The organism is Aeromonas encheleia, from assembly GCF_900637545.1.
In the GTDB taxonomy this organism is placed as follows: domain Bacteria; phylum Pseudomonadota; class Gammaproteobacteria; order Enterobacterales; family Aeromonadaceae; genus Aeromonas; species Aeromonas encheleia.
The window spans coordinates 3,334,143-3,356,586 of the sequence record NZ_LR134376.1 but is presented as its reverse complement, the minus strand read 5'-3'; the positions used below and the strand labels follow the sequence as shown (position 1 = coordinate 3,356,586).

The window sequence follows — 22,444 nt, the reverse complement described above, 5'->3', positions numbered from 1 at the left end:
CCTCTTCGTTGGCCGGTTGTCGGCGCTGCCTGCCGCCACGGCGGCGGTGCGCCTCGCTTCACCGGCGGCTGCGCCTTATCCCTCTGGGTTTATGGGGGCAAAAAGCCATCGCTCCCGCACGGCTCTGCCGGTATAATGCGCGACCAGAATTGTTCCAGGTGTTCAAAATGCAGCCGGTTACCCACCTTTTCTCCTATCCCCGCTACTGGGCCGAGTGCTACGGCACTGCACCCTTCCTGCCCATGTCCAGAGCGGAGATGGACAAGCTCGGCTGGGACAGCTGCGACATAGTCCTGGTGACCGGTGACGCCTATGTGGATCACCCGAGTTTCGGCATGGCGGTCATAGGCCGCATGCTGGAATCCCAGGGCTTTCGGGTCGGCATCATAGCCCAGCCGGACTGGTCATCCAAAGATGACTTCATGCGCCTGGGCAAGCCGAACCTGTTTTATGGCGTCACAGCGGGCAATATGGACTCCATGATCAACCGCTACACCTCGGACAAGAAGCTGCGCCACGACGACGCCTACACCCCGGGGGATGTGGGCGGCAAGCGGCCGGATCGCGCGACTCTGGTCTACACCCAGCGCTGCAAAGAGGCCTTCAAGGAGGTCCCCGTGGTCATAGGCGGCATAGAGGCGTCGCTGCGCCGGATCGCCCACTACGACTACTGGTCCGAGACCATACGCCGCTCCATACTGCTGGACGCCAAGGCCGACATCCTCATCTATGGCAACGCCGAGCGGCCGCTGATCGAGGTGGCGCACCGCATCGCCAACGGCGAGACCATGGAGACCATGCAGGACATTCGCGGCACCGCCGTGATCCGCAAGGAGCCGCTGCCCGAGTGGCGCGGGGTGGATTCGAGCAAGCTGGATCAGATCGGCCGCATCGATCCCATCATGAACCCCTATATGGAAGGGGCGCCCTGCAGTGACGACGAAGGCACGGCGCCGGTGGAGCAGGAGGCCAAGCCGGTATTGGTGCAGCCGCCCAAGCAGAAACCCTGGGAGAAGACCTACGTCAAGCTGCCGGCGTTCGAGCGGGTGAAGGAAGACAAGGTGCTCTACGCCCATGCGTCGCGCATCCTGCACCACGAGACCAACCCCGGCTGCGCCCGCGCGCTCTCCCAGGCCCACGGTGATCGCATCGTCTGGGTCAACCCGCCCGCCTTCCCGCTGGAAACCGACGAGATGGACGGCGTGTTCGGCCTGCCTTATCAGCGGGTGCCGCACCCGGCCTATGGCAAGGAGAAGATCCCGGCCTACGAGATGATCAAGACCTCGGTCAACATCATGCGTGGCTGCTTCGGCGGTTGCTCCTTCTGCTCCATCACGGAGCACGAGGGACGCATCATCCAGAGCCGCTCGGAAGAGTCGATCATCAAAGAAATCGAAGAGATCCGCGACAAGGTGCCGGGCTTCACCGGCGTCATCTCGGATCTCGGCGGCCCCACCGCCAACATGTACAAGCTGCGCTGCAAGAGCCCCAAGGCCGAGCAGACCTGTCGCCGCGCCTCCTGTGTCTGGCCGACCATATGCCCGCACATGGACACCGACCATACCCCCACCATCGACCTCTATCGCAAGGCGCGGGATGTGAAGGGCATCAAGAAAATCCTGATCGCCTCCGGGGTGCGTTACGACATAGCGGTGGAAGATCCGCGCTACATCAAGGAGCTGGCCAAGTACCACGTCGGCGGTTACCTCAAGATCGCGCCGGAACACACCGAAGAGGGCCCGCTCTCCAAGATGATGAAGCCGGGCATGGGCAGCTACTACAGCTTCAAGGAGCTGTTCGACAAGTATTCGAAAGAGGCGGGCAAGCAGCAGTACCTGATCCCCTACTTCATCTCGGCCCACCCGGGCACCACGGATGAAGACATGGTGAACATGGCGCTCTGGGTCAAGACCAACAGCTTCAAGCTGGATCAGGTGCAGAACTTCTACCCGTCGCCGCTCGCCAACGCCACCACCATGTATTACACCGAGAAAAACCCCCTCAACAAGGTGAGCCGCCAGGGCGGGGACGTGTTTGTGGTCAAGGGTGAGCGCCGCCGTCGCCTGCACAAGGCGCTGCTGCGCTACCACGATCCGGCCGGCTGGCCCATGATCCGCGAAGCCCTGCTGGAAATGGGCAAGGGTCACCTGATCGGCAACGGCCCCAACTGCCTGGTGCCGCCGGAAGGACGCGGCGAGGCCAAGGCCGAGCGCAGCCGTAACAAGGGCCTCAAGCCCGCGCTGACCCGCCATAGCAATATCGTGCACCAGCGTGGCAATGGCGCGGGCAAGGGCGCCTCTGCCAGTAAGGGCGCGACTAAAGGCGCCGCCGCCGCACAGGGCGCCTCATCGGCTCCACACAATGGCAAGCAGGGCACTCGCAGCGAAGGCGCATCGGTTAACAACGGTGGTGCCAACAAGGGCGGCCATGTCGGAGCCAAGGCTGGTAACGGCAAGGTCGCAGGTGCTGCTCAGGGGAAAGGCGCTGCCAATGGCAAGCCAGCCTCCCAAGGCAAACCAGCCGGGCAGGGCAAACCCGCCCATAAGGGCAAGGCACCCAGCCGTGCCGGCATAGCCAAACCGGCAGCTCAGGGTGGCAAGCCTGCCGCAAAAGGCGGGGCCGCCAAGTGACCGGCGAGGTGATAACTAGACTTGTACACCATGAGCGGCCCAATATGGCGCTGGATGGTTATACCCCAAAGCAGCATCTGACAAAGGCTGCATGACCTCTACTTTTGAATGCCCCTAAAAATGGGGGGATTACCAGTTGATTAGCTAAAAATAAATATGTTCTAGCAATAGGCAACAAAAAAGCACCCGTAGGTGCTTTTTTGTTCATGATAAGGTGCTTTTCGAGAATGTAAACCAAGCGTACAATCCGGGGTTTGTCAACAACTACCCTGGTGAGGATCGTGGCGATAGACCCCAAATTATTAGAAGCTGCTCAGAAGGTGACGGCACATCGTGCGAAGGTTGTGATCGATCACATCATCAAACATGGCTATATCACGACTGAAGATCTCAAGGAAACCTACGGCTACAACCACCCGCCTCGTGCTGCTGGTGATGTTCGTGACCAAGGCATCCCGTTAGAGACTTTCAAAGTCAAGGGAAGTGATGGTCGGTCTATTGGTGCTTACCGATTTGGTGATCCATCTCAGATTGAAGATGGAAAACTTGGTGGAAGAAAAATTCTTCCCAAGCAACTAAAGAAAGCACTCGTTGAACAATTCGGTGCTAGATGTGCAATCAGCACTGAACAATACGACGAATCACATCTTCAAATTGATCACCGGGTTCCTTATAGAATTTCTGGTGACGATGACGGAACTGTTAGAAATCCAGCAGATTTCATGTTGCTATCTGGTGCTGCTCAACGGCAAAAATCATGGGTTTGTGAGCACTGCCAAAATTTTGTAGAAATCAAATTTCTGCAAATCTGTCAGTCTTGCTATTGGGCATCTCCTGAAAATTACACCCATGTGGCAATGAAAGAAGAGCGAAGAGTTGACCTTGTTTTCTCTGGTGTTGATGTTTTGAAATACAAGGAGCTTGAAGAAAGAGCCAAACGGAATGGCTCTTCCATTCAAGATGAAATCAACAAGCTGATTAAGTAATCAACTCTCAGAAGCCCCTAACAAGTCAAGTTGGGGGCTTTTCTTTTCGTGGCTCACAGTCTTTGTTTTAGCAACCAGAGCAGGTGACAAATAAAGAGATTCAATTGTCATATCATCACGGCCAAGTAATGTTGCTTGACTGGAACGACCCGCATGAAGTCCAACCTTCTTCAGTTGAAGGTATTCAGGAAGTTCAGTGCCATATGTCCTGTCGCCACATGTTCCATCAAAACTCAGCATATATGGAACATTTCGCTTATTCAGGCTGTCTAGCTCTTGAATCAGTTCATCAATATTCAAAAGATAGGCATATCGTGGATCTCGTTTTCCACTTGTTCCCTGCCAAGGTGGGTCCATGTAAACGAGATCATTAGAGGTTGCATCAGCAATTGCATCTCTAAAGTCTCCACCAAAAATCTTAATTCTATTTTTCAGTAACTTAGACATTAGTACTGCTTCGCGCCTCAATTTATCTGGCTTCAAACCAAGGCGACGGTTATCTGGTCCTTGATTAAATTCACCACTGCCATTGAAACGAACAGCATTTTTCACACACCTTGCCACTAAATATAGCAAGTCAGATGGTGACTTTTTTTTATTGTAGTCGTTACGAACTTTCTTGTAGTAAGCGGCAGGATCAGCCAATTGCTCATTCCACAGCCTTGAATACTCTTCAGTCAATCGCTCAGGGTCACTAACAATCAATTTCCAAAGTTCAGCCAGTGGTTCAAGCTTATCGGCAACAACGAATTTTTTTGCCTTCTGATTGGCAGCAGCAGCAAGAGTGATAGCACCAGAACCAACAAATGGTTCATACAGAGTATCAATCTCAAAATCCATGTAAGACAAAATATCTTCAGCAAGCTTTCTTTTGCTACCTTGATATGGAATTACATGTGGTGCTTTTTTCATAGGATTTCTTTACACTTCGGATTCAGTGAGTAGACAGAATAGTTTCTATCCTTCTCAATTAAGAAGAGTAGTTTATTGCCATTTTCAACACGGCGTTTTTCTCTTCGGTAAATGATGGAATACAATGAGTTTGTTGGGGTCTTCCCACTAAAAGCATTGGGTTCAATCTTTTCAATTTCTGACACAACTTCACCTAAGCTGAGTGCTTTTTTCTTCTTTAGCACTTTCACCATCATCGCTTCCAAATCACTCTTCTGACGATTCCAAGTCATATGTCGTCCTTTCGCAAGCATGCGTTAGCATGCTAACGCACAAGCTGGGTAATCGCAACAGTTACTATCAATCTATGAAAAAAGCACCCACAGGTGCTTTTTTCATTTCTGCTATTTGATGATCACCACCAAGCAACTGAGCCCGATAGGCCTGGCTTCGCAGTGTCCTTCTGATTGCTACAGACCACAGCTTGCTGTGTGTCTGGTTCCACATAAGAACAAAACAACCTACAAAAAACCTATAAAAATCCACCTAAAAATGACACCGATACAAATCAAAAACTTACATGCTGATTGTTGTAAAAAAAACAGCGTGTAGTAGTTCCTACACACCAGAAGCCGCCCGATTGCGCCCCTGTGATAACCGCCGTGGGTCACCAGATGCAGCAGCATCTCCTCGCGGGACATCAGTCCCTTGTCGCCATCCACGAAGTTAAACGAAAGCACGGCTTCGCCATCCAATTGGCTCAGATTGGCCACGTATTCCAGATACCAGGCATCCAGTTCGCCGATGGCGCAGCGCAATGCCGCCAGCGTCGGTGTTTCCGGGGTATTGGTGGCGGTAAAGCTGTGGGGCAGACCCTTCAGATTGGCTTGGAAGATGGCATCGACCACATGGATATGGTTGAAGATCCGCAGGGCATTGTGGTGCGCCTCCCCATAGACTTGCGGGTCCAGGGTGGCGAGGGCATCCAGCAGCTCGCCGTCGGCCCAGGCCTTGTAGCGAAACAGAGAGTGAAGGGTCGAGTTGCTCATGGTCTTCCTTGATGGGTTCAGCGCGTGAAGAAGGCATCTTAGCCAGCCGATGGCAGCAAGAATACTCCCCTGCTGAGCGGGTATCCCCTCCCGTCGTTTGCACAGATCCGATTTCATGCGTTCGGTGCGGGCGAGATGTTACCCTGCGGCTATCGCGATTTATGACAAGGAGTTCCCATGCGCATTGCCCTCGTAGGCCTTGGTGATATCGCCCAGAAGGCCTATCTGCCGCTGCTCGCCAGCGACGAGCGAGTCACTCCGCTGCTCTGCACCCGCAATCCCCAAGTGCTGGACAAGCTGGCCCGCCAGTACCGGATCGCCGAGTGCTTTACCGAGGTGGATGAGTTGCTGGCGAGCCGCCCGGATGCCGTGATGATCCACGCCGCCACCGCCGTGCATGGCAGACTGGCGGAGCAGTGCCTGCGCGCCAGCATCCCCACCTTTGTCGACAAGCCGCTCTGTGACAGCGCCGCCGAGGTGGAGGCGCTGGGCAATCTGGCCGTGGCGAAGGATTGCCCGCTGTTCGTGGGTTTCAACCGCCGCTACCTGCCCGTGCTGTCGGCCGCTCGTCAGCAGCCGGTGACCGAGCTGCACTGGCAGAAGCACCGTCATGCCCTGCCCGGGTTGCCCCGTCAGTTCCTGTTCGATGACTTTATCCATGTGCTCGACAGCCTCTGCCACTATGGCGGCGCGCCGGATGGGCCACTCCATGCCGTGCTCAGGCGCAGTAGCCAGCAGCCCGAGCTGCTGGCCGGGGTGAGCGTGGCCTGGCAGAGCGGGCAGGCGGCGGTGAGCGGTAGCATGAACCGCAGCGCCGGCCTCACCGAGGAGCGCATCAGCCTCTATGGCGAGGATCTGTCGCTGCAGGTGGAGAACTGCACCCAGGGCACCCTCGCCCGTGGCAAGCAGCTGAGCAGCATCGCGGTGGATGACTGGCAGCCGGTGCTGGCGCGGCGCGGTTTCAATGCCATGCTGGCGCACTGGTATGCACAGATTGAGGCGGGCAAGGCCGATGGCGCCCTCATCGACAGTTATCTGCGCAGCCATCAACTGGCCGAGCAGCTGGTGACCCTAGCCGGGGAGTAACGCTCGGGTGGGGAGGGGGGATTTACGCTGGCATGGGCCACGGCTTGATGGGACGCACTGGTCAGTGCGTCGCCATACCACTGTATAAGATGGTGCTTCCGCGCGCAGTCAGCGGGCCAGCCTGCGGCTATGCGAGCCAAGCGGGGGCTTGTTTGCTATCTTGGCGCCCATGATCTGCCTTTAGAGCAACGATGGTTTCATGAGCATTATTTTGGGGATAGATCCGGGTTCGCGGATCACCGGCTACGGCGTGATCCGTATAGTCGCAGGCAAGGCGGAGTATCTGGGGTCGGGCTGCATCCGCACCGACTTGGGCGAGCTGCCGTCACGCCTCAAGCAGGTGTATGACGGGGTGAGCGAGATCATCACCCAGTTCAAGCCAGACGAGTTTGCCATCGAGCGGGTGTTCATGGCCCGCAACGCCGATTCGGCCTTGAAGCTCGGTCAGGCCCGTGGCAGCGCCATAGTCGCGGCGGTCAACGCCCTGCTGCCGGTCAGCGAATACTCGGCGACCCAGATCAAGCTGGCGGTGGTGGGCACGGGCGGGGCGGCCAAGGAGCAGGTGCAGCACATGGTGACTCATCTGCTCAAGCTGTCGGCTACGCCCCAGGCGGATGCGGCGGATGCCCTCGGGGTGGCGCTCTGCCACTTCCATACCCGCCAGAGCCTGATCAAGATGGCGGGGCGGGTGACCGGCTCGGTGCGCGGCCGTTATCGCTGAGCACCGGCACGGTCCATCCGGTCCGGCAAAACGTTTCGCCACTGTTGATTAAATCAGCACTGTTGCCGCAGCCTGTCGCAGGCTCCGGTCGGACCAGTGAGGTCCATAGCGCGTGATAATGACAATCCTCTTAATTAATCAATAACTTGTGATGCTAGTCACATTTCATAGACAAAATGGGCTCACTTCATCTTCTTGATTCACACTCCCATAATGTGGCGCCTGTTTAATGACAGTGTCCGCATGAGCCCCGGCTCATATTTCATCATCATGGGAGATTATTAGCGTGAAACCATATGCAGCTGAGTTTATGGGCACCTTCTGGCTGGTGCTGGGGGGTTGTGGCAGTGCGGTGCTGGCGGCGGCATTCCCCAATGTAGGAATAGGTCTGCTCGGGGTTTCCCTGGCGTTTGGTCTGACCGTGTTGACCATGGCCTTCGCCATCGGCCACATCTCAGGTTGCCACCTGAACCCGGCCGTGACCGTGGGCCTGTGGGCCGGTGGTCGTTTCCCTGCCTCCGGTGTGCTGCCTTACATAGTGGCTCAGGTGCTGGGCGGGATAGCGGCGGGTGCCGTGCTCTATGTGATCGCCAGCGGTCAGGCCGGCTTCGATGTGACTGCCGGCTTTGCCTCCAACGGCTATGGCGAGCATTCACCGGGTGGTTACAGCCTGCTGGCGGCCCTGGTGTGTGAAGTGGTGATGACAGGCTTCTTCCTGTTCGTGATCATGGGCGCCACCGACAGCCGCGCGCCGGCCGGTTTCGCACCGATCGCCATCGGCCTGTGCCTGACCCTGATCCACCTCATCAGCATTCCGGTGACCAACACCTCGGTCAACCCGGCGCGCAGCACAGGTGTGGCGCTGTTTGTGGGTGACTGGGCCGTCAGCCAGCTGTGGCTGTTCTGGGTTGCCCCCATCGTCGGCGGCATCCTGGGTGCCCTGGCCTATCGCATGGTGGCGACCGAGCAGAAATAAGCTCCCGCAACATGCTGCTCTAGAACACGCCTTCGGGCGTGTTTTTTGTTTTATGGGGTTGTGGGTTTTACAAACTCCGAGCTGCTCGGCAGCGCTTTGTGGTGTTGGTGTGGCAGTGGCACCCGACCATATGGGGGGCGGGTCTCGGCATAGGGCGGGATAATGTGGGCTTTACAGACCCCCGGCGCTTAGCAGCTCCTTGTAGCGCTGGTGCAGCAGCTGTACCCGCTCCACCATATGGGGGGCGGGTCTCGGTATCGGGGATCGCGGGGGAATGATGATGCTTTACAGGCCCCGGGCGCTCAGCATATCCCGGTAGCGCTGGTGCAGCAGTTTGACTCGCTCCACGTAGGCGCGAGTCTCCGCATAGGGCGGGATGCCACCGTGCTTCTGCACCGCACCGGCCCCGGCGTTGTAGGCGGCGGTGGCCAAAGAGATGTTGCCGTCATACTGCTTGAGCAAGCCCGCCAGGTACTTCACCCCGCCGAAGATGTTCTGCTCCGCCAGCAGGGCGTTGCCCACCCCCAGTTCACGGGCGGTGGCTGGCATCAGCTGGGTCAGCCCCATGGCGCCTTTGCGGGAGACGGCCAGCGGGTTGAAGGCTGATTCGGCGTGGATAAGCGCGCGGATGAGGGCGGGATCGACGCTGTAGGTCTTGGCCGCCGCCTTGATGGTGCTGGCATAGTCATAGAGGAAGAGGCCTGTGGTGCGCCAGTTGACCTTGGAGGCGGGATCGCAGGCGTAGCAGTCGTTGAACAGCAGCAGCTCGTAGTGACCCTGATCGGGCATGATGTCGGAGTAGCGGATCACGCCATTCTTCTGCACCGACTTGTAGACCTGGATCTGGCGGGAGGCCGGCACGGGGGCCGCGGCCACGACCGTTGGCGTTGCTACGATCGCTGGCGTTGCCACGGGCGGTGGGGGAGGCGCCACGGCAGGCACTGAGGGCGGCGCCTCGGCGGCCAGGATCACCACCTCGGCCGGCGGCGGTATCTGGCTCCAGACGGACAGGGGAAACAGTGGGATGGCTCCCAGCAACATCCATGCTTTCAACGGCTTGCTCCTTAAGCCTCGGTAGCCCCGTTGAGTAAAGCATCAGGGGCGAGGCAGAACAAGCTCGGCGAGGCGCCGGGCCGCAATAAAAGCGGGAACCATGAAGGCCGCCCGCAGGCGGCCTTAGCTCAGGGCGTCAGCTCGCTCACTCCTGCAGCCAGAGCCGGGCACCGCGCGCCGGGATGGCGACCCGCACCCACTGGCTCTGCACATTGAGGGTGGCCGCCTGCTCGAGCACATCTCTATAGGTGCGATACCAGTCCAGCTCGAACTTGGCGGTATCGAGCCAGTACTCCTGCTCGTAGTCGCACTTGTTGATGCCGACCAGCCCCTGCTTGCCGCGCTTGAACAGCACGAAGCAGTCGCCGCTGCCGAGCAGATAGGCATAGGCCAGTCTCTCGTCGGTCTGGTTCAGGATCTGGTAGCGAAAACCGTCGTTGGTTGGAATATCGTGGGTGATGGCCGGTTGCGCGGCAGGCACCCGACTCAGGCCGCGGCACTACTGGGCTGCGACGAGGTGTCACCCAGGTTGGCGCGGTCCAAAAGCTGCGCAAGGGAAGCCATTTGTTGGGCCTGGCCAAAATGATGCATTGCCAATAAATGTTTGCTTTTCAAGCTTCTTATTTTAAATCAGTATCTTGAGAGCGTTTCTGTGGCATAGATGCGTAAAACGGGTAGGATGGATCCATCAGCATCTTACCGGCATCTAGGATAAGTGCAGCGCCGGACGCCAATGTTCGGCTGGCTACTAAAGTTACAGTGCGTGATATCAATAACAGCGTTTTTTTGTGACGCCAAGGCGTGTTATCTTGGTTGTGGTCTGACCTGTCAGGTCGGCCGGGCACGGATGATGAATGGAAAAGAGAGGGCCGCTGGGCCAAGGGTGAAATGGGTGTGACAAGCAGGCGGGCAATGGAGTTCAGTTTCGAAGAGTACTGCGATGCGGATCTCTCCCTGATCAGGGACTACTACGAGACGACATTCTCCCACTATGTGCCGGATCTGGCCGAGCGGATCTTCGTGGTGCGCGATGCCCACTGGCTGGTGGGCGCCGTGCGCCTGCGCGACGAGCAGGATTACTATCACCTGTGCGGTTTCAGGCTGTTGCCGCACTACCAGTCCCTGGGCCTGGGTTCCCGCCTGTTGCAGCGGGCCTGTCACGATCTGCTGGACAAGCCGGTGGTCTGCCACGCCCTGCCATTCGAGAAACCCTTCTACCTCAAGGCGGGCTTCGCCCATCTGCCCCTGCACGAGCTGGGCGGGCCGCTCCATACCCTGTATCACCAGCAGCGCGAGCAGGGTTATCAGATCGATCTGCTGGTGCGCCAGGCCAATACCCCGGCTTACAACTGAGCGCTTACTGGGGCTTGGTCAGCAGGTGGATCTTGCCCGGTGACAGCTCCAGCCCCACAAGATTTTCCTTGAGCCAGAGCTGATTGGGATCCTTGGCGTCGAGCCGATAGACGGGTTGAGTCTCCAGCCGCTTCTCCATGCTCTGCAGCAGCATCCTGAGCATGAAACCGAACTTCTGCTCGGCCTCTGCCGGCTCCAGCTTGTAGTCGATCAGCTTCATGTTATCGAGAAACAGTGCGCTCTGGGCCTTGTCGTAGCGCGGTCTCGCCTCGTAGGTCATGTTCAGCAGCGCGTCGTACTGGGTCTGGTCCGGCAGGGAGATCTTCAGCTTGCCCTTGCCAAACACCCGGGCGGTATCCGGGCTCTGGCGCCCGATCTGGACATCGCTCTGCTCGAGCTGAACATGGGCCTTGATGATGCCGGGCAATTCCAGCTGTTTGTCGACTTGCACCTGGGATTGCAGGTACTGGTTTATCTGCTGCTCATTGATGTCATATGAGCCTTGACCTAACATGGCCAGGCTCAGCAGCACAGATTGCAGGATCATGCTAACGACCTGATAGAATGGGTTTGTGCTACAGCATACCATTCTGATCCCCCGGGATCTGCCCACGTCATTCGTTCATTGCACCAAGGAATCGCCTTGCTCGACGGTTTGGAATACGACATCCAGTTGCTGTTTTCCCGCTTCCTCGGCTGGCTGCTGCTGCTGTTTCACACCGTGATAGTGGCGGGGATCTCGCTGCGGGTGGTGATGAAACGGCGCCCCATCGGGGTCTCCCTCGCCTGGCTGTCGCTCATCTATGCCATCCCGTTCGCCGGGGTCGGCTTCTATGTGCTGTTTGGCGAGATAAGGCTCGGCCGCAAGCGGGCCGAACGCGCCCAGGCCATGTACCGTCCCTATGCTATCTGGATCCGCCAGCTGGCCCGCCTCTTCCCCCAGCACTGCTGCGAGGTGGGCAGCAAGGCGCGGCCGCTGCACGATCTGATCCAGGGGCGGCTGGCCATGCCCATGCTCTCCGGCAACCGGATGACGCTGCTGCATAAGCCACAGAGCATCTTGCAGGAGATAGTGCGCGACATCCGTCAATCCTCCCAATCCTGCTATCTGGAGTTCTACATCTGGCATCCCGGCGGGGACGCCGACACAGTGTGCGAGGCGCTGATCGAGGTAGCGCAACGCGGCGTGGATTGTCGCGTGTTGCTCGATTCCATCGGCAGCAAGACCTTCTTCCGCTCCGCCTGGCCGCGGCAGCTGCGCAAGGCCGGGGTCAAGCTGGTGGAGGTGCTGCCGGTCGGTGCCTGGCGCATCCCGTTCCAGCGCCAGGATCTGCGCATGCACCGCAAGCTGGTGGTGATCGATGACAGGGTCGGCTACACCGGCTCCATGAACATGGTGGACCCCCGCTTCTTCAAGCAGGACGCGGGCGTGGGCCAGTGGGTCGACATCATGATCAGGGTGCAGGGGCCCGTGGTGCCGCTGATGTGGTCCACCTTCGTCTGGGACTGGGAGATGGAAACCGGCGAGCGCCTGCTCGACAGCCTGCAGCACGAGCCCGAAGCCTGGCCGCAGACCAACTACCGGGCCCAGCTCATCCCCTCAGGCCCTTTCGTCGGCGGCGACTGCATCCAGCAGAGCCTGCTGCTGGCCATCTACCAGGCGCGCCATCACCTGGTGCTGACCACCCCCTATTTCGTGCCCGATGATCCGCTGGCGGCGGCGCTCTCCTCGGCGGCGGCCCGCGGCGTGCTGGTGCAGCTGGTGCTGCCCCATCGCAACGACTCCCTGATGGCGAACCACGCCAGCAACTCCTTCATGGAAGATCTGCTGGCGGCCGGGGTCGAGATATATCGCTACGATGCCGGCTTGCTGCACACCAAGAGTGTGCTGGTGGATGACGATTTCGCCCTGGTGGGGACGGTCAACCTCGATCGGCGCAGCCTCTGGCTCAACTTCGAAGTGACCCTGCTCATCGACAACCCGGCGTTCGTGGCCGAGATGAATCAGCTGGTGCAGGGCTACATGCTGGAGGCGACCCCCATGTCGCTGGTCAAGTGGCGGGCCCGTCCCTGGTACAAGAAATTGCTGGAGAACATCTTCTACATGTTCAGCCCCCTGCTTTGACGCAGGCCAGTGGCTCGTGTCCTGGTGGCTGACGCGTCGCTTACCGCTGCAGATAGCGGCAGGCGAGGGGCCTGAGCGGTCTGCTTAGCCCCTTGTTATGACACAAGATAATAAGCCTCGACCCGGCATGGGGCTTGCCTCATCGCACCTCTGCCCCGTAGAGTGCGCCAATGAGCCTTTGGAGATGACATCAAGATGAAGAAGAGAGTGGCGCTGGCCGTCGGTGCGGCATTGGTGGTGGGTGGGCTGGGTGCCTGCTGGTACACGGGAAATACCTTCGACCAGACCCTGGCCGAGCAGATCATCAAGGTCAAACAGGAGAGCGGCATCGAGCTGAGCTGGATCCCGTCCAGCCAGAATCTGTTTAGCCGCGACGGCGTGCTCAAGGTGGTGGTGACGCCGCAGACCCTGGCCAGCTTCGATCCCCAGCTGGCAGGGAGCGAGCCCATCGAGGTGCAGCTCAGCTTCAACAACCGCATTCTGCCGCTCTATATCAAGAGCCATCTGCTGCTCGATACCGCCCAAGGCACCCTGGCGCCGGTCTTCACCGCGCTCGGCATGCAGCAGTGGCAAGTCGGCATGGAGTCGGCAAGCAGCCTCTGGACCATGGGCAACAGTGCCCGCTTCTGGGCCAATGACTTCAAGCTCAAGGACGGGGTCAGCGAGTTAAGCTTCCTGCCCATGACCGGTACCTACAGCGGCGATCTGGAGGGAAATGGCCATGTGGTCTTCCAGTGGCAAGGGATGACGCTGCATGAGGCACAGGGCAAGCTGGACATGGTGCTGGCGGATCTCAAGGGCAGCGCCGATCTGGCCGAGATCAGCGGGATCTGGCTCTCCCCCCGCAGCGACGCGACCCTGTCTGCCTTCTCCCTGACCCTGCCGGAGAGCGTCAGGGTCTCCCTGCAGGGGATGAGCACGACCACCCAGCTGGCGGGGGACGATGCCCAGACGCTCTCCAGCCGTTATCAGATGAAGGTGGCGACCCTCAATCTGGAGAATGAGAGCGACACCCTGGCGCTGACGCAGGGCAACCTGAACCTGGAGCTGAAGGGGCTGGATCTGGAAGGCTACCAGGCCTTGCAGGAGGTCAGCGGCCAGCGGGTGGATGAGGTGGCCATCCAGCAGGCCCTGGACAAGATGCTGCAACGCGGCGCCACGCTGCAGCTGACGGATCTCAGCGCCCAGCTCAATGGCGAACCCGTCAGCCTGCAGGGAGAGGTCAAGCTGGCACCGACCTCGCTGGAGCAGTTGGTGGGCAGCGAGGAGGGGATGCAGGCCCTGTCCGGTCTGCTCCATGCCAAACTCGGCGACCAGCTGGGCAAGGCCGTCCCGCAGCTGGCGCCCATGCTGGCGCAGTTCACCGCCCAGGGTTATCTGAAGGCGGAGCCTGAACAGCTCAGTGCCGAGCTGAAGCTCGACAAGGGCGTGGCCACCATCAACGGCCTGGCGCTGCACGAATGACAGTCTGCTAATGAAAAAGGCTCCCGAGGGAGCCTTTTTTGTTGGGTGTTCGGTGAGCCGCGGCTTACTTGAACACCACCGTCTTGTTGCCGTAGACGAACACGCGCTCGTTCAGCACCAGCTCCAGCGCCCGGCTCAGCACGGATTTCTCCACATCCCGGCCGGCCTTGGCCATGTCGTCGGCGCTGAAGGCATGACCGACGTGGATCACGTCCTGCTCTATGATGGGACCTTCATCCAGATCGTCGGTGACGAAGTGGGCGGTGGCACCGATCAGCTTGACCCCGCGATCGAACGCCTGGCGATAGGGGCGGGCCCCGATGAAGGCGGGCAGGAAGGAGTGATGGATGTTGATGAGCTTGCGCGGATAGGCCTCCACGAAGCTCGGGGTCAGCACCCGCATGTACTTGGCCAGGATCACGTAATCCGGCTGGTAGCCGTCGATGATGGCGCGCACCTGCTCTTCGTGTTCGGTGCGGCTCAGATCCTCGTGGCTCACAGCATGGAACGGGATCTCGAACTTGCCCGTCAATTCGGCGAGGGTGTCGTAGTTGCCGATCACCGCCACTATGTCCATGTCCAGCGCGCCAGCGTAATTCTTCATCAGGATGTCGCCGAGGCAGTGGGTCTCCTTGGTCACCAGGATGACGATCCGCTTCTTGCCGGCCTTGACCAGGCGGCGCTGGGCACCCGCCGGCAGGGCGTCGTCGAGATCCGCCAGCAGGGTCTCATCGTTGAATCGGCCTTCCAGCTCGGTGCGCATGAAGAAACGACCGTTCTCGTGGTCCACGAACTCGTCGTTCTTGTTGATGTTGAGCTGGTGCTTGTAGCAGATGTTGGTGATCTTGGCGATGAGGCCCTTGGCGTCGGGGCAATCCGTCAGCAGTATTTTCTTTTCCATCTCTGTCATGATTCCGTTTGTGGTGTTGGCGCCCGAGTCTGCGCGGGCTGCGCGTTTTTTCAGGCACTATGCCATAAACAAAATCAGAAAGGACAGCGCGCCGTGCGCCGTCAGATCAAGTCGATACCAGCGGGGCCCATATTTATCCTTGATGGGTTTTGCGCTGGTATCCCAGGTTTTTTTTCTTTAGGCTATCAGTGCTTATTCTCAGGGCGGGGTGAAATTCCCCACCGGCGGTATCCCGATCTGACTCGGGGAGCCCGCGAGCGCCCGACCTTGGTGTAGAACCGGGGCCGGGGTCAGCAGATCCGGTGAGATGCCGGAGCCGACGGTCACAGTCCGGATGAAAGAGGATAAGACAGAGTTTGCCAGTCTGGCCCTCCTAGGGCTGGCTGCCGCATGCCTACTTCTGTCTGCCTTTCCATGCCCTGATTCTGGTCCTTGTCTTATTTAGGAGTCTTACCATGAATCAGTCTCTACTCAGTGAATTTGGTGATCCCATTACCCGTGTCGAAATGGCGCTGGCCGCATTGCGTGCCGGCCGTGGCGTGCTGGTGGCCGATGATGAAGATCGCGAGAACGAAGGGGATCTCATCTTCGCCGCGCAAACCATGACCAACGAACAGATGGCCATGATGATCCGCGAATGCTCCGGCATCGTCTGCCTCTGCCTGACCGATGAGCGGGTACGCCAGCTCGAGCTGCCGATGATGGTGGAGGCGAACTCCAGCCATTATCAGACCGCCTTCACCGTCACCATAGAAGCGGCCCAGGGCGTCACCACCGGGGTCTCCGCCGCCGATCGCATCACCACCATCCGGGCGGCCATCGCCGACGGCGCCCAGCCATCGGATCTGCATCGCCCCGGTCACGTCTTCCCGTTGCGGGCTCGCACCGGTGGCGTGCTGACCCGGCGTGGTCACACCGAAGCCACTGTCGATCTGATGCAGCTGGCTGGACTCAAACCGTATGGGGTGCTGTGCGAACTGACCAAGCTGGATGGCTCCATGGCCAGGCTGCCCGATCTGGTGGAATTTGGTCGCCAGCATCAGATGCCGGTGTTGACCATCGAAGATTTGGTGCAATACCGTCAATTATTGGCAGAACGTTCAGCCTGAGCTTCATACGAAATTGTAATAAGTACATTTTTTGGTTACGCTTGGTGCGAACCTCATCCAGAGCACTCGTTTTTGACTTAAGTTTGCACAAAAAGTGTACGTTTAAAAAAAATGAGAGTTTTAATGCATTTATCTGTGGTGGGGCCTATCCAAACTCGTATTTATTTGTGCCATAATCACGCCGCTTGCTAAACGTCTGGCGAGTTAAAGGGAGCTTTAAAAATGAAAAAATTGTTGTTGGTAGGTGTTGTTGGTCTGTCTGCCCTGCTGGGCGGTTGTGCGAACACCAGCGAACTGGAAACCTCCGTTCAGAATCTGTCTAACAAAGTTGACCAACTGGCTCAAGATGTTAGCGCAGTTCGTGCTGATCAATCCAAGATGGCTGCTGATATCGCAACTGCTAATCAAGAAGCTGCGCGTGCTAACCAGCGCATCGACAACATGGCTACTTCCTACAAGAAGTAATCCATGCGAAAAAATGGCGCATTTTAATGCGCCATTTTTTTTTGCCTGAAATTTGTCATTTCCCTTATTACCGCACTTCCTGCCTGAACAAGGCAATGCCGATTGCTCGGCATCCCCTGATTTCTTCATCGATCAATAAAGCAGGCTATAGAGCTTGCGACGATAACTCTGCGCAGCCGGATGGGCACCCATGGTGGTCAGGATATCGAGATAGATCTTCTTGGCATCGCCAAACGCCATATCGCGTCTGAGAATGGTAAACAGCAGCGCCAATGCCTCTTCCTGCCGGCCGACCTGGCTGTACTGCACCGCCAGCTCCTGGGTGAGGGTCGCATCGTCCGGGTTCTCTGCGTGACGGAGCTCCAGCGCGCGCAGCTCGGGGCTGTCGGCGGCCTGCAGTGCCAGCGCCAGTCGGGAGCTCAGGGTCTGATAATGATCGTCCTGCGCCACCATGGGGATGGTCGCGAGCAGCGCCTGCGCCTCATCCAGCAGATTCAGATCCAGCGCGGCCTGCACCAGCCACAGGTTGATATCGTGTCGGCTCGGCGCCAGCTGGTGGGCCTTGGTGAGGTGGGCGTGCGCCACATCGGGCTGCGCCTCGGCCAGCGCCTGCTGGCCCTGCTCGAGCAGCAACTCCTCTTCCTTGGGGGTAAAGGCGGCGAAGAATTGGCGCAGGGTCGCTTCGTCCTGCGGGCCTTCCAGGATGGCCTGCTCGTCCGGGCGGCCCTGATGGAACAGCACCAGGGCGGGCAGGGCGCGCAGACCGAGCTGGCTGGCCAGCGGCTGCAACTGGGGATCATTCATGTCGACCATGGCCAGGGTGACCTGGGGATTAGCCGGGCCGACCAGGCTCTCCACCAGCGGGGTCATGCCCTGGCATTCGGGCATCTGGGGAGCGTGGAAATAGATGACGACCGGCTTCTTCATGGACGCATCGATCAGTTCGGCGTGAAAGTTCTGGGGATTGATGTCGACGATCATGAGGCTGACTCTCGAAAAATGGTGTGAGTTAACATGGGGTCTAGGGGGGTGGATTTCAAGCGCTCGTCCAGCAGGTAGCCATTGACGTTGCGGGTCGGGGCGGCGAGGCAGAGCCAGCCGCCGTCGAGCGGCCAGTCTTGCACCTGATAGGTGTGGGCATCGAGCCGATTATCCAGCCGCCACCCCTCCTCGGGCACAAAACACAGCTTGTCGAGTCCGGCGGCTATGCCATCCCCCTGAGCCTTCAGCACTGCCTCCTTGCGCGACCAGAGCCGATAGAAGGCCGATTCCTGCTCCTGCGCAGGCAGGGAGAGCAGCCATGCGTATTCACTGGCTGCATAGAAGCGTCTGGCCAGCGGCAGGATCTGGCGGCGGCGCAGCCCCATCTCGACATCCACCCCGAGCGGTCCCACCTGGCAGAGTGCCAGCACCAGCCAGTCGCCGCTGTGGCTGAGGTTGAACTGCCAACTCTCGTCGCACAAGACGGGTTTGCCGTGAGGGCCGGTGCAAAACACCAGTTCCTCGGTCGGGCAGTGGAGCCGCTCGGCCAGCAGGCGGCGGAGCAGCACCCGGCCCAGCAGGTACTCCTGCCGGCGGTTTGGCTGCTGGATGGCGTGCCAATGCTGATGTTCCTCCCGGGAGAGTTCATGGGGCAGCGTATTCAGCTGCTCGGCACAGATCTGAGCCGGTTTTAACAAATAGAGATCCGCTGAGATCATAATTTTTCACTTAAAAAAGGGGGTGAAGCAGCGATAAAAATCAGTTTTAACTGGCCCTGATGGCCACTTTCGCGATTGTATATTGTTTGGGCATGATCACATTAATTATGAAAAATAATGCATTTCCTTGCGAAAATGTGATGTCGATAGGGATTTTCACTTGCCTCGATAGAATTCTTGGATATAGTCGGGTGCTGTTGCCTTATAAATTGCCCTCTACGGCCGTATTTTAACAATGTTTACTCTTTTGCGGGGATAAAGGATTGCGCCACCTGATGCTACTGCTGGTCGCGCTCGGAATGGTGGGTTGTGCCTCGGCACCCCAGACCGAGGTCGCGAGCAAGATCGAAGTTTCCATGATGGAACCCGTGGTTGAACCGGAAGCTTCGCAGACACCCGATGTAAACGAAATCCTGACCGTATATAAAGAGTGGCGTGGCGTTCCCTACCGCATGGGCGGGAGCAGTCAACGCGGTATCGATTGTTCTGCCTTCGCCCGTGAAGTGTTCCGCAATGCGGTCGGCATCGAGCTGCCACGGGATACTCGCTCCCAGGTACACGAAGGGACCCGGGTAGCCAAACGGGATCTGATGGAAGGGGATCTGGTCTTCTTCAAGATCAGCAAGCGTCTGAACCACGTGGGCATCTATGTCGGCAACGGTGAATTCATCCATGCCTCCACCCGGGCCGGGGTCACCCGTTCCAGACTGGACAACGCTTACTGGCGCGGCAAGTTCTGGCAGGCACGCCGGATCGAGATCTGAGTCAGGCTGGACAAACGGCTCGCAGTACGGACTGTTTTTCCAACCTCACTTGAACCGGGCTCAGGCAGCCCGGTTTTTTATGGCCGTCGTTTAGACTTTCCGGGGCCGACTCTCTATAGTGTGGCCCCCGTTCCTCGGCAGATTCAGCATGAAGACCCACTCCGATCGCAAATCCGGCTTGCATCCGCGCAACCGCCATCAGGCGCCCTACGACTTCGACGCGCTCTGTCAGCGCACACCAGAGCTGTTGCCCTTCGTATTCATCAATGAGCACGGCACCCGCACCCTGGATTTCGCCGATCCTGCCGCCGTCAAGACGCTGAACCGTGCCCTGCTGGCGCTGCACTATGGCATCAAGCATTGGGATCTGCCGCCGGGCTACCTCTGCCCCCCCATCCCGGGGCGGGTGGATTATCTGCACCGGGTGGCGGATCTGCTGGCCGAGAGCGCGGGCCAGGTGCCGACGGGCAAGGGGGTGCGGGTGCTGGACATCGGCGTGGGGGCGAACTGCATCTATCCACTGCTGGGGGCCCGTGAATATGGCTGGCGCTTCGTGGGCTCGGATATAGACCCGGTGTCGGTCAAGGCTGCGACCCTGCTGGCGGGCAGCAATGGGCTGGCGGGGCAGATCGAATGCCGCCATCAGGCCAACCCCAAACACATCTTTCGCGGCATCATAGGCCCGAAGGAGCGCTTCGCTCTGACGCTCTGCAACCCGCCGTTTCATGCGTCGCTGGCCGAGGCGAGCAAGGGCTCGGAGCGCAAGCTGCGCAATCTCGGGAAGGCGGTGACGGGGGCGCCACTGCTCAACTTCGGTGGTCAGAAGGCCGAACTCTGGTGTGAGGGGGGCGAGACGGCGTTTCTGGCGGGCATGGTAGACCAGAGCATGGAGTTCGCCACCCAGTGCCTCTGGTTCAGCTCGCTGGTGTCGAAGAAAGAGAACCTGCCTGCCGCCAAGAAGGCATTGGCCCAGGCCGGGGCACGCCAGGTGCGGGTGCTCGACATGGCCCAGGGCAACAAGGTGAGCCGGATCCTGGCATGGAGCTTCCTGGAGCCCGAGGCTCATGGTCACTGGTGGTCTGCCGGGAAAAAATGATCGAGAAACGGGGCTCTGATGGCAGAAACAGGTCGAGCAGAGCCCTTTTCGGATTCGCTCTGCTCTCGTGACGTTGCCATCAAGATAATCGTTTTTCCCGCCAGAACAGCCCCCATTCAGCCTTCCGGTTAGTGATCACTCTCACCCCCGGTACAGTTGTACGCCGAGATTTTTTTGTACTTACCATTGAAACTTTCATAAAATGGGACTGGTTAGACCTCTTTACAGGCATGGAATCGAATAGGGATCGGTAAATGAAAGTTGTCGATTTTCTGAAGCACAAGCGCGAGATACTGGCGCAACACCCCTTTGAGCTCAAGGATTGGCTCTCTCCGGCGATCCGCGACTACTGGCGTGAGTTTCAGCAAAAGGCACACCTTCACCCTTTGCTGGGACGGGTGCTCGACCTGCAGGCCGACCATCAGCTGGTGCGGCGACGGGGCAGATCCCAGGCCCAGGCGGTCAACAGCCAGCCGGCCCTGGCCGAGGACGACCTGATTGAGCTGGATGGTGAGGCGGCCAGCCTGTACGCCGAGCTGCAGACCCAGATCGGGGAAGAGACCCATGTCGGCGAGTGGCTGCAGGTCAGCCAGCCGCTGATCGATCAGTTTGCCGCCGTCACCGGCGATCATCAGTGGATCCACACCGATCCCGAGCGGGCGGCGGCCGAGTCGCCGTTCAAGACCACCATCGCCCACGGCTTCCTGACCCTGGCCCTGTTACCCCAGCTGACCGGTTCGGTGGATGAGGCTACCCCGGAGTTTCCAAGCGCCCGCATGGTGGTGAACTTCGGTCTGGAGCAGGTGCGTTTCCCCTATCCGATCAAGGTGGACAGCAACATCCGTGCGCGCACCAGGCTCTCCCGAGTGACGCCGATCAAGGGCGGGCTCGAGTTGCTCAAAGAGATCAAGATAGAGATAGAGGGCATTCGCCGCCCCGGCTGCGTCATCGAATCGGTCACCCGAGTCTATTTCTGACCCTGGTCCCGCTTGCTGCAGATAAACACAGGCCCACTTCGGTGGGCCTGTGTCGTTTCCGGGGTTGGGTGCCCGTGGCGGGCCAGGTCAGCGTTAGAAGCTGGCACCCAGGGTGATGGTATGGCGCCACTCCTTGTCATCCAGACTCTGCTGATCTCCGCCATATTCGAGCCAGTTATCGTCCCAGCTCAGTTCACTCGACCAGGAGAGGCGCAGGTGGTCGTTGAAGTAGTACCTGAGCCCCAGGCTGCCGTTGACGGATTGATTCCTGGTCAGGTAGGGGGAGGGCTGATCGATGAACTTCTCGTAGGTTCCCTTGCTGAACAACTCGAATCTTTGCTGCCAGACGGAGATGGGCTGACGATAGTCCCAGCCGAGGTTGATGAAGGGGTAGTTGATGATGCGTTCATCGAACAGAACCGAATCGCTCCAGACCTCGGGGGTGAAGTAGGAACGCTGCAAGCCCAGCTGACTGATAAACTCCAGTCGCCTCTGCTTGTCGTTCCAGAAGCGGTAACCCGGGCCAGAGGCATAGCTCAGCTCCAGATAGTTGCTGTCGATCAGGTTGTAGTCGGCATCGAGGGAGGATCGCAGGAACCAGTGCTCATCGAAGAAGAAGTCCAGCTTGGGGCTGAGGGTGTATTCATGGCTGTCGGTGATGCTGTTCGCCGTCTCGTAGATGTATTCTCCATCCAGGGTATAACGCCAGTCCAGATTGGCCAGCTCGGTCGACACCTTGAGGTTGACGTTGTTGGTCTTCTTGTCGTTCTCCTTCAACTTGATGTTCAGATCACCGGTGCCGCTCCAGAGCCAGGCATTGAGCCCGTCGGGCGTGTCCAGCAAGGGGATCCCCGTTCTGGTCAACGGCCTCGGCTGCTCCTGTTTGTCCAGCCGCCAGCGCTTGATGGCATCACGCGGGATGGTCAGGGCCTGGCTGTAAGCCGGCTTGATGCTGATCTGCTCGTCGGTGAGCTCCTCTATGGTGCCGGTCAGGCGATCGCCGTTGCGCATCCACAGGATGTCGGCCATCGCCGTCGTGCTGGCGCACAGGAGCAGCAGGCTCAGCAGGCCTTGTCTCATCACCGCCAT

General features: G+C 58.9%; 22 protein-coding genes, 1 pseudogene and 1 riboswitch. Of the genes and pseudogenes, 13 read left to right on the top strand and 10 right to left on the bottom strand.

Annotation, left to right across the window (positions count from 1 at the left end):
- Positions 1–167: 167 nt before the first annotated feature.
- A complete protein-coding gene (locus EL255_RS15480) occupies positions 168–2,630 on the top strand; it encodes a YgiQ family radical SAM protein (RefSeq protein WP_042654311.1) in 2,463 nt (820 codons plus the stop codon).
- A 281-nt stretch (positions 2,631–2,911) separates the two neighbouring features.
- Positions 2,912–3,616, top strand: a complete 705-nt coding sequence (locus EL255_RS15475; RefSeq protein ID WP_197720901.1) for a hypothetical protein — start codon at positions 2,912–2,914, stop codon at positions 3,614–3,616.
- On the opposite strand, the gene EL255_RS15470 is transcribed toward EL255_RS15475, so the two are convergent.
- The 3 genes from EL255_RS15470 to EL255_RS15460 all read right to left on the bottom strand — a co-directional run bounded on the left by EL255_RS15470 (position 3,617) and on the right by EL255_RS15460 (position 5,556).
- The gene (locus EL255_RS15470) at positions 3,617–4,528 is read right to left on the bottom strand and encodes a DNA adenine methylase (RefSeq protein ID WP_084228368.1); all 912 of its coding nucleotides are present in this window, start codon (positions 4,526–4,528) and stop codon (positions 3,617–3,619) included. It abuts the gene before it with no gap.
- The gene (locus tag EL255_RS15465; protein ID WP_084228367.1) at positions 4,525–4,800 is read right to left on the bottom strand and encodes a hypothetical protein; all 276 of its coding nucleotides are present in this window, start codon (positions 4,798–4,800) and stop codon (positions 4,525–4,527) included. Before EL255_RS15465 ends, EL255_RS15470 begins: the two co-directional genes overlap by 4 nt.
- Before the next feature lie 228 nt (positions 4,801–5,028).
- A complete protein-coding gene (locus EL255_RS15460) occupies positions 5,029–5,556 on the bottom strand; it encodes a DinB family protein (RefSeq protein WP_084228366.1) in 528 nt (175 codons plus the stop codon).
- A 177-nt stretch (positions 5,557–5,733) separates the two neighbouring features.
- Here EL255_RS15460 and EL255_RS15455 point away from each other — a divergent pair, with 177 nt between their 5' ends.
- The 3 genes from EL255_RS15455 to aqpZ all read left to right on the top strand — a co-directional run bounded on the left by EL255_RS15455 (position 5,734) and on the right by aqpZ (position 8,339).
- Complete coding sequence (locus EL255_RS15455; protein WP_042653964.1) at positions 5,734–6,642, top strand: Gfo/Idh/MocA family protein; 909 nt, start codon at positions 5,734–5,736, stop codon at positions 6,640–6,642.
- A gap of 199 nt (positions 6,643–6,841) precedes the next feature.
- On the top strand, positions 6,842–7,363 hold the full coding sequence (gene ruvC / locus EL255_RS15450; RefSeq protein ID WP_042653963.1) for a crossover junction endodeoxyribonuclease RuvC: 522 nt from the start codon (positions 6,842–6,844) through the stop codon (positions 7,361–7,363).
- Positions 7,364–7,649: 286 nt separating this feature from the next.
- Entirely contained in the window at positions 7,650–8,339 is a 690-nt protein-coding gene (gene aqpZ / locus EL255_RS15445) for an aquaporin Z (protein WP_042653962.1), read from the top strand.
- Between the two features lie 285 nt (positions 8,340–8,624).
- Here aqpZ and EL255_RS15440 read toward each other — a convergent pair whose 3' ends face one another.
- Both EL255_RS15440 and EL255_RS15435 read right to left on the bottom strand, forming a co-directional pair.
- Positions 8,625–9,380: a lytic transglycosylase domain-containing protein gene (locus EL255_RS15440; protein ID WP_042653961.1), complete on the bottom strand. Its 756-nt coding sequence runs from the start codon at positions 9,378–9,380 to the stop codon at positions 8,625–8,627.
- 157 nt (positions 9,381–9,537) lie between these two features.
- Positions 9,538–9,855: pseudogene (locus tag EL255_RS15435) on the bottom strand (alpha-amylase); the annotation flags it as partial.
- Positions 9,856–10,304: 449 nt separating this feature from the next.
- On the opposite strand from EL255_RS15435, the gene EL255_RS15430 reads away from it, so the two are divergent.
- A complete protein-coding gene (locus tag EL255_RS15430; protein WP_042653959.1) occupies positions 10,305–10,745 on the top strand; it encodes a GNAT family N-acetyltransferase in 441 nt (146 codons plus the stop codon).
- Between the two features lie 4 nt (positions 10,746–10,749).
- On the opposite strand, the gene EL255_RS15425 is transcribed toward EL255_RS15430, so the two are convergent.
- On the bottom strand, positions 10,750–11,292 hold the full coding sequence (locus EL255_RS15425) for a YceB family lipoprotein (protein WP_042653958.1): 543 nt from the start codon (positions 11,290–11,292) through the stop codon (positions 10,750–10,752).
- Between the two features lie 96 nt (positions 11,293–11,388).
- On the opposite strand from EL255_RS15425, the gene cls reads away from it, so the two are divergent.
- Together cls and EL255_RS15415 are read left to right on the top strand one after the other, a co-directional pair.
- On the top strand, positions 11,389–12,870 hold the full coding sequence (gene cls / locus EL255_RS15420; protein WP_042653957.1) for a cardiolipin synthase: 1,482 nt from the start codon (positions 11,389–11,391) through the stop codon (positions 12,868–12,870).
- 195 nt (positions 12,871–13,065) lie between these two features.
- On the top strand, positions 13,066–14,334 hold the full coding sequence (locus EL255_RS15415) for a DUF945 family protein (RefSeq protein WP_042653956.1): 1,269 nt from the start codon (positions 13,066–13,068) through the stop codon (positions 14,332–14,334).
- A gap of 64 nt (positions 14,335–14,398) precedes the next feature.
- Here the strand turns inward: EL255_RS15415 and purU are convergent, their stop codons facing one another.
- Positions 14,399–15,235, bottom strand: coding sequence for a formyltetrahydrofolate deformylase (gene purU, locus EL255_RS15410; RefSeq protein WP_042653955.1), 837 nt, complete (start codon positions 15,233–15,235; stop codon positions 14,399–14,401).
- A gap of 199 nt (positions 15,236–15,434) precedes the next feature.
- Positions 15,435–15,594: riboswitch (FMN riboswitch) on the top strand.
- A 105-nt stretch (positions 15,595–15,699) separates the two neighbouring features.
- Between purU and ribB the strand changes: the two genes are divergently transcribed.
- Both ribB and EL255_RS15400 read left to right on the top strand, forming a co-directional pair.
- Positions 15,700–16,353, top strand: coding sequence for a 3,4-dihydroxy-2-butanone-4-phosphate synthase (gene ribB / locus EL255_RS15405; RefSeq protein ID WP_042653954.1), 654 nt, complete (start codon positions 15,700–15,702; stop codon positions 16,351–16,353).
- Between the two features lie 222 nt (positions 16,354–16,575).
- Positions 16,576–16,818 carry an Lpp/OprI family alanine-zipper lipoprotein gene (locus EL255_RS15400; protein WP_042653953.1) on the top strand — a complete coding sequence of 81 codons (243 nt, stop codon included), beginning with the start codon at positions 16,576–16,578 and terminating at the stop codon, positions 16,816–16,818.
- Between the two features lie 132 nt (positions 16,819–16,950).
- Here EL255_RS15400 and EL255_RS15395 read toward each other — a convergent pair whose 3' ends face one another.
- Entirely contained in the window at positions 16,951–17,799 is an 849-nt protein-coding gene (locus tag EL255_RS15395; protein WP_042653952.1) for a tetratricopeptide repeat protein, read from the bottom strand.
- Positions 17,796–18,518: a 4'-phosphopantetheinyl transferase family protein gene (locus EL255_RS15390; protein ID WP_042653951.1), complete on the bottom strand. Its 723-nt coding sequence runs from the start codon at positions 18,516–18,518 to the stop codon at positions 17,796–17,798. The genes EL255_RS15395 and EL255_RS15390 overlap by 4 nt, the downstream gene beginning before the upstream one ends.
- 275 nt (positions 18,519–18,793) lie before the next feature.
- On the opposite strand from EL255_RS15390, the gene EL255_RS15385 reads away from it, so the two are divergent.
- From EL255_RS15385 to EL255_RS15375, 3 genes are all read left to right on the top strand, one after another.
- Positions 18,794–19,282, top strand: coding sequence for a C40 family peptidase (locus tag EL255_RS15385; RefSeq protein WP_042653950.1), 489 nt, complete (start codon positions 18,794–18,796; stop codon positions 19,280–19,282).
- Positions 19,283–19,430: 148 nt separating this feature from the next.
- Positions 19,431–20,378, top strand: a complete 948-nt coding sequence (gene rlmF, locus EL255_RS15380) for a 23S rRNA (adenine(1618)-N(6))-methyltransferase RlmF (RefSeq protein WP_042653949.1) — start codon at positions 19,431–19,433, stop codon at positions 20,376–20,378.
- A 254-nt stretch (positions 20,379–20,632) separates the two neighbouring features.
- Positions 20,633–21,355, top strand: coding sequence for a MaoC family dehydratase (locus tag EL255_RS15375; protein WP_042653948.1), 723 nt, complete (start codon positions 20,633–20,635; stop codon positions 21,353–21,355).
- A 93-nt stretch (positions 21,356–21,448) separates the two neighbouring features.
- Here EL255_RS15375 and EL255_RS15370 read toward each other — a convergent pair whose 3' ends face one another.
- Positions 21,449–22,435 carry a DUF481 domain-containing protein gene (locus EL255_RS15370; protein ID WP_042654309.1) on the bottom strand — a complete coding sequence of 329 codons (987 nt, stop codon included), beginning with the start codon at positions 22,433–22,435 and terminating at the stop codon, positions 21,449–21,451.
- Between the last annotated feature and the right edge of the window lie 9 nt (positions 22,436–22,444).

Coding starts and splice junctions, on each gene's coding strand:
- EL255_RS15480 (WP_042654311.1), top strand. CDS start 168: ATGCAGCCGGTTACCCACCTTTTCTCCTATCCCCGCTACTGGGCCGAG.
- EL255_RS15430 (WP_042653959.1), top strand. CDS start 10,305: ATGGAGTTCAGTTTCGAAGAGTACTGCGATGCGGATCTCTCCCTGATC.
- EL255_RS15390 (WP_042653951.1), bottom strand. CDS start 18,518: ATGATCTCAGCGGATCTCTATTTGTTAAAACCGGCTCAGATCTGTGCC.
- purU (WP_042653955.1), bottom strand. CDS start 15,235: ATGGAAAAGAAAATACTGCTGACGGATTGCCCCGACGCCAAGGGCCTC.
- EL255_RS15460 (WP_084228366.1), bottom strand. CDS start 5,556: ATGAGCAACTCGACCCTTCACTCTCTGTTTCGCTACAAGGCCTGGGCC.
- EL255_RS15385 (WP_042653950.1), top strand. CDS start 18,794: ATGCTACTGCTGGTCGCGCTCGGAATGGTGGGTTGTGCCTCGGCACCC.
- EL255_RS15440 (WP_042653961.1), bottom strand. CDS start 9,380: ATGTTGCTGGGAGCCATCCCACTGTTTCCCCTGTCCGTCTGGAGCCAG.
- rlmF (WP_042653949.1), top strand. CDS start 19,431: ATGAAGACCCACTCCGATCGCAAATCCGGCTTGCATCCGCGCAACCGC.
- ribB (WP_042653954.1), top strand. CDS start 15,700: ATGAATCAGTCTCTACTCAGTGAATTTGGTGATCCCATTACCCGTGTC.
- EL255_RS15415 (WP_042653956.1), top strand. CDS start 13,066: ATGAAGAAGAGAGTGGCGCTGGCCGTCGGTGCGGCATTGGTGGTGGGT.
- EL255_RS15470 (WP_084228368.1), bottom strand. CDS start 4,528: ATGAAAAAAGCACCACATGTAATTCCATATCAAGGTAGCAAAAGAAAG.
- ruvC (WP_042653963.1), top strand. CDS start 6,842: ATGAGCATTATTTTGGGGATAGATCCGGGTTCGCGGATCACCGGCTAC.
- EL255_RS15465 (WP_084228367.1), bottom strand. CDS start 4,800: ATGACTTGGAATCGTCAGAAGAGTGATTTGGAAGCGATGATGGTGAAA.
- EL255_RS15400 (WP_042653953.1), top strand. CDS start 16,576: ATGAAAAAATTGTTGTTGGTAGGTGTTGTTGGTCTGTCTGCCCTGCTG.
- EL255_RS15375 (WP_042653948.1), top strand. CDS start 20,633: ATGAAAGTTGTCGATTTTCTGAAGCACAAGCGCGAGATACTGGCGCAA.
- EL255_RS15370 (WP_042654309.1), bottom strand. CDS start 22,435: ATGAGACAAGGCCTGCTGAGCCTGCTGCTCCTGTGCGCCAGCACGACG.
- EL255_RS15455 (WP_042653964.1), top strand. CDS start 5,734: ATGCGCATTGCCCTCGTAGGCCTTGGTGATATCGCCCAGAAGGCCTAT.
- EL255_RS15395 (WP_042653952.1), bottom strand. CDS start 17,799: ATGATCGTCGACATCAATCCCCAGAACTTTCACGCCGAACTGATCGAT.
- EL255_RS15425 (WP_042653958.1), bottom strand. CDS start 11,292: ATGATCCTGCAATCTGTGCTGCTGAGCCTGGCCATGTTAGGTCAAGGC.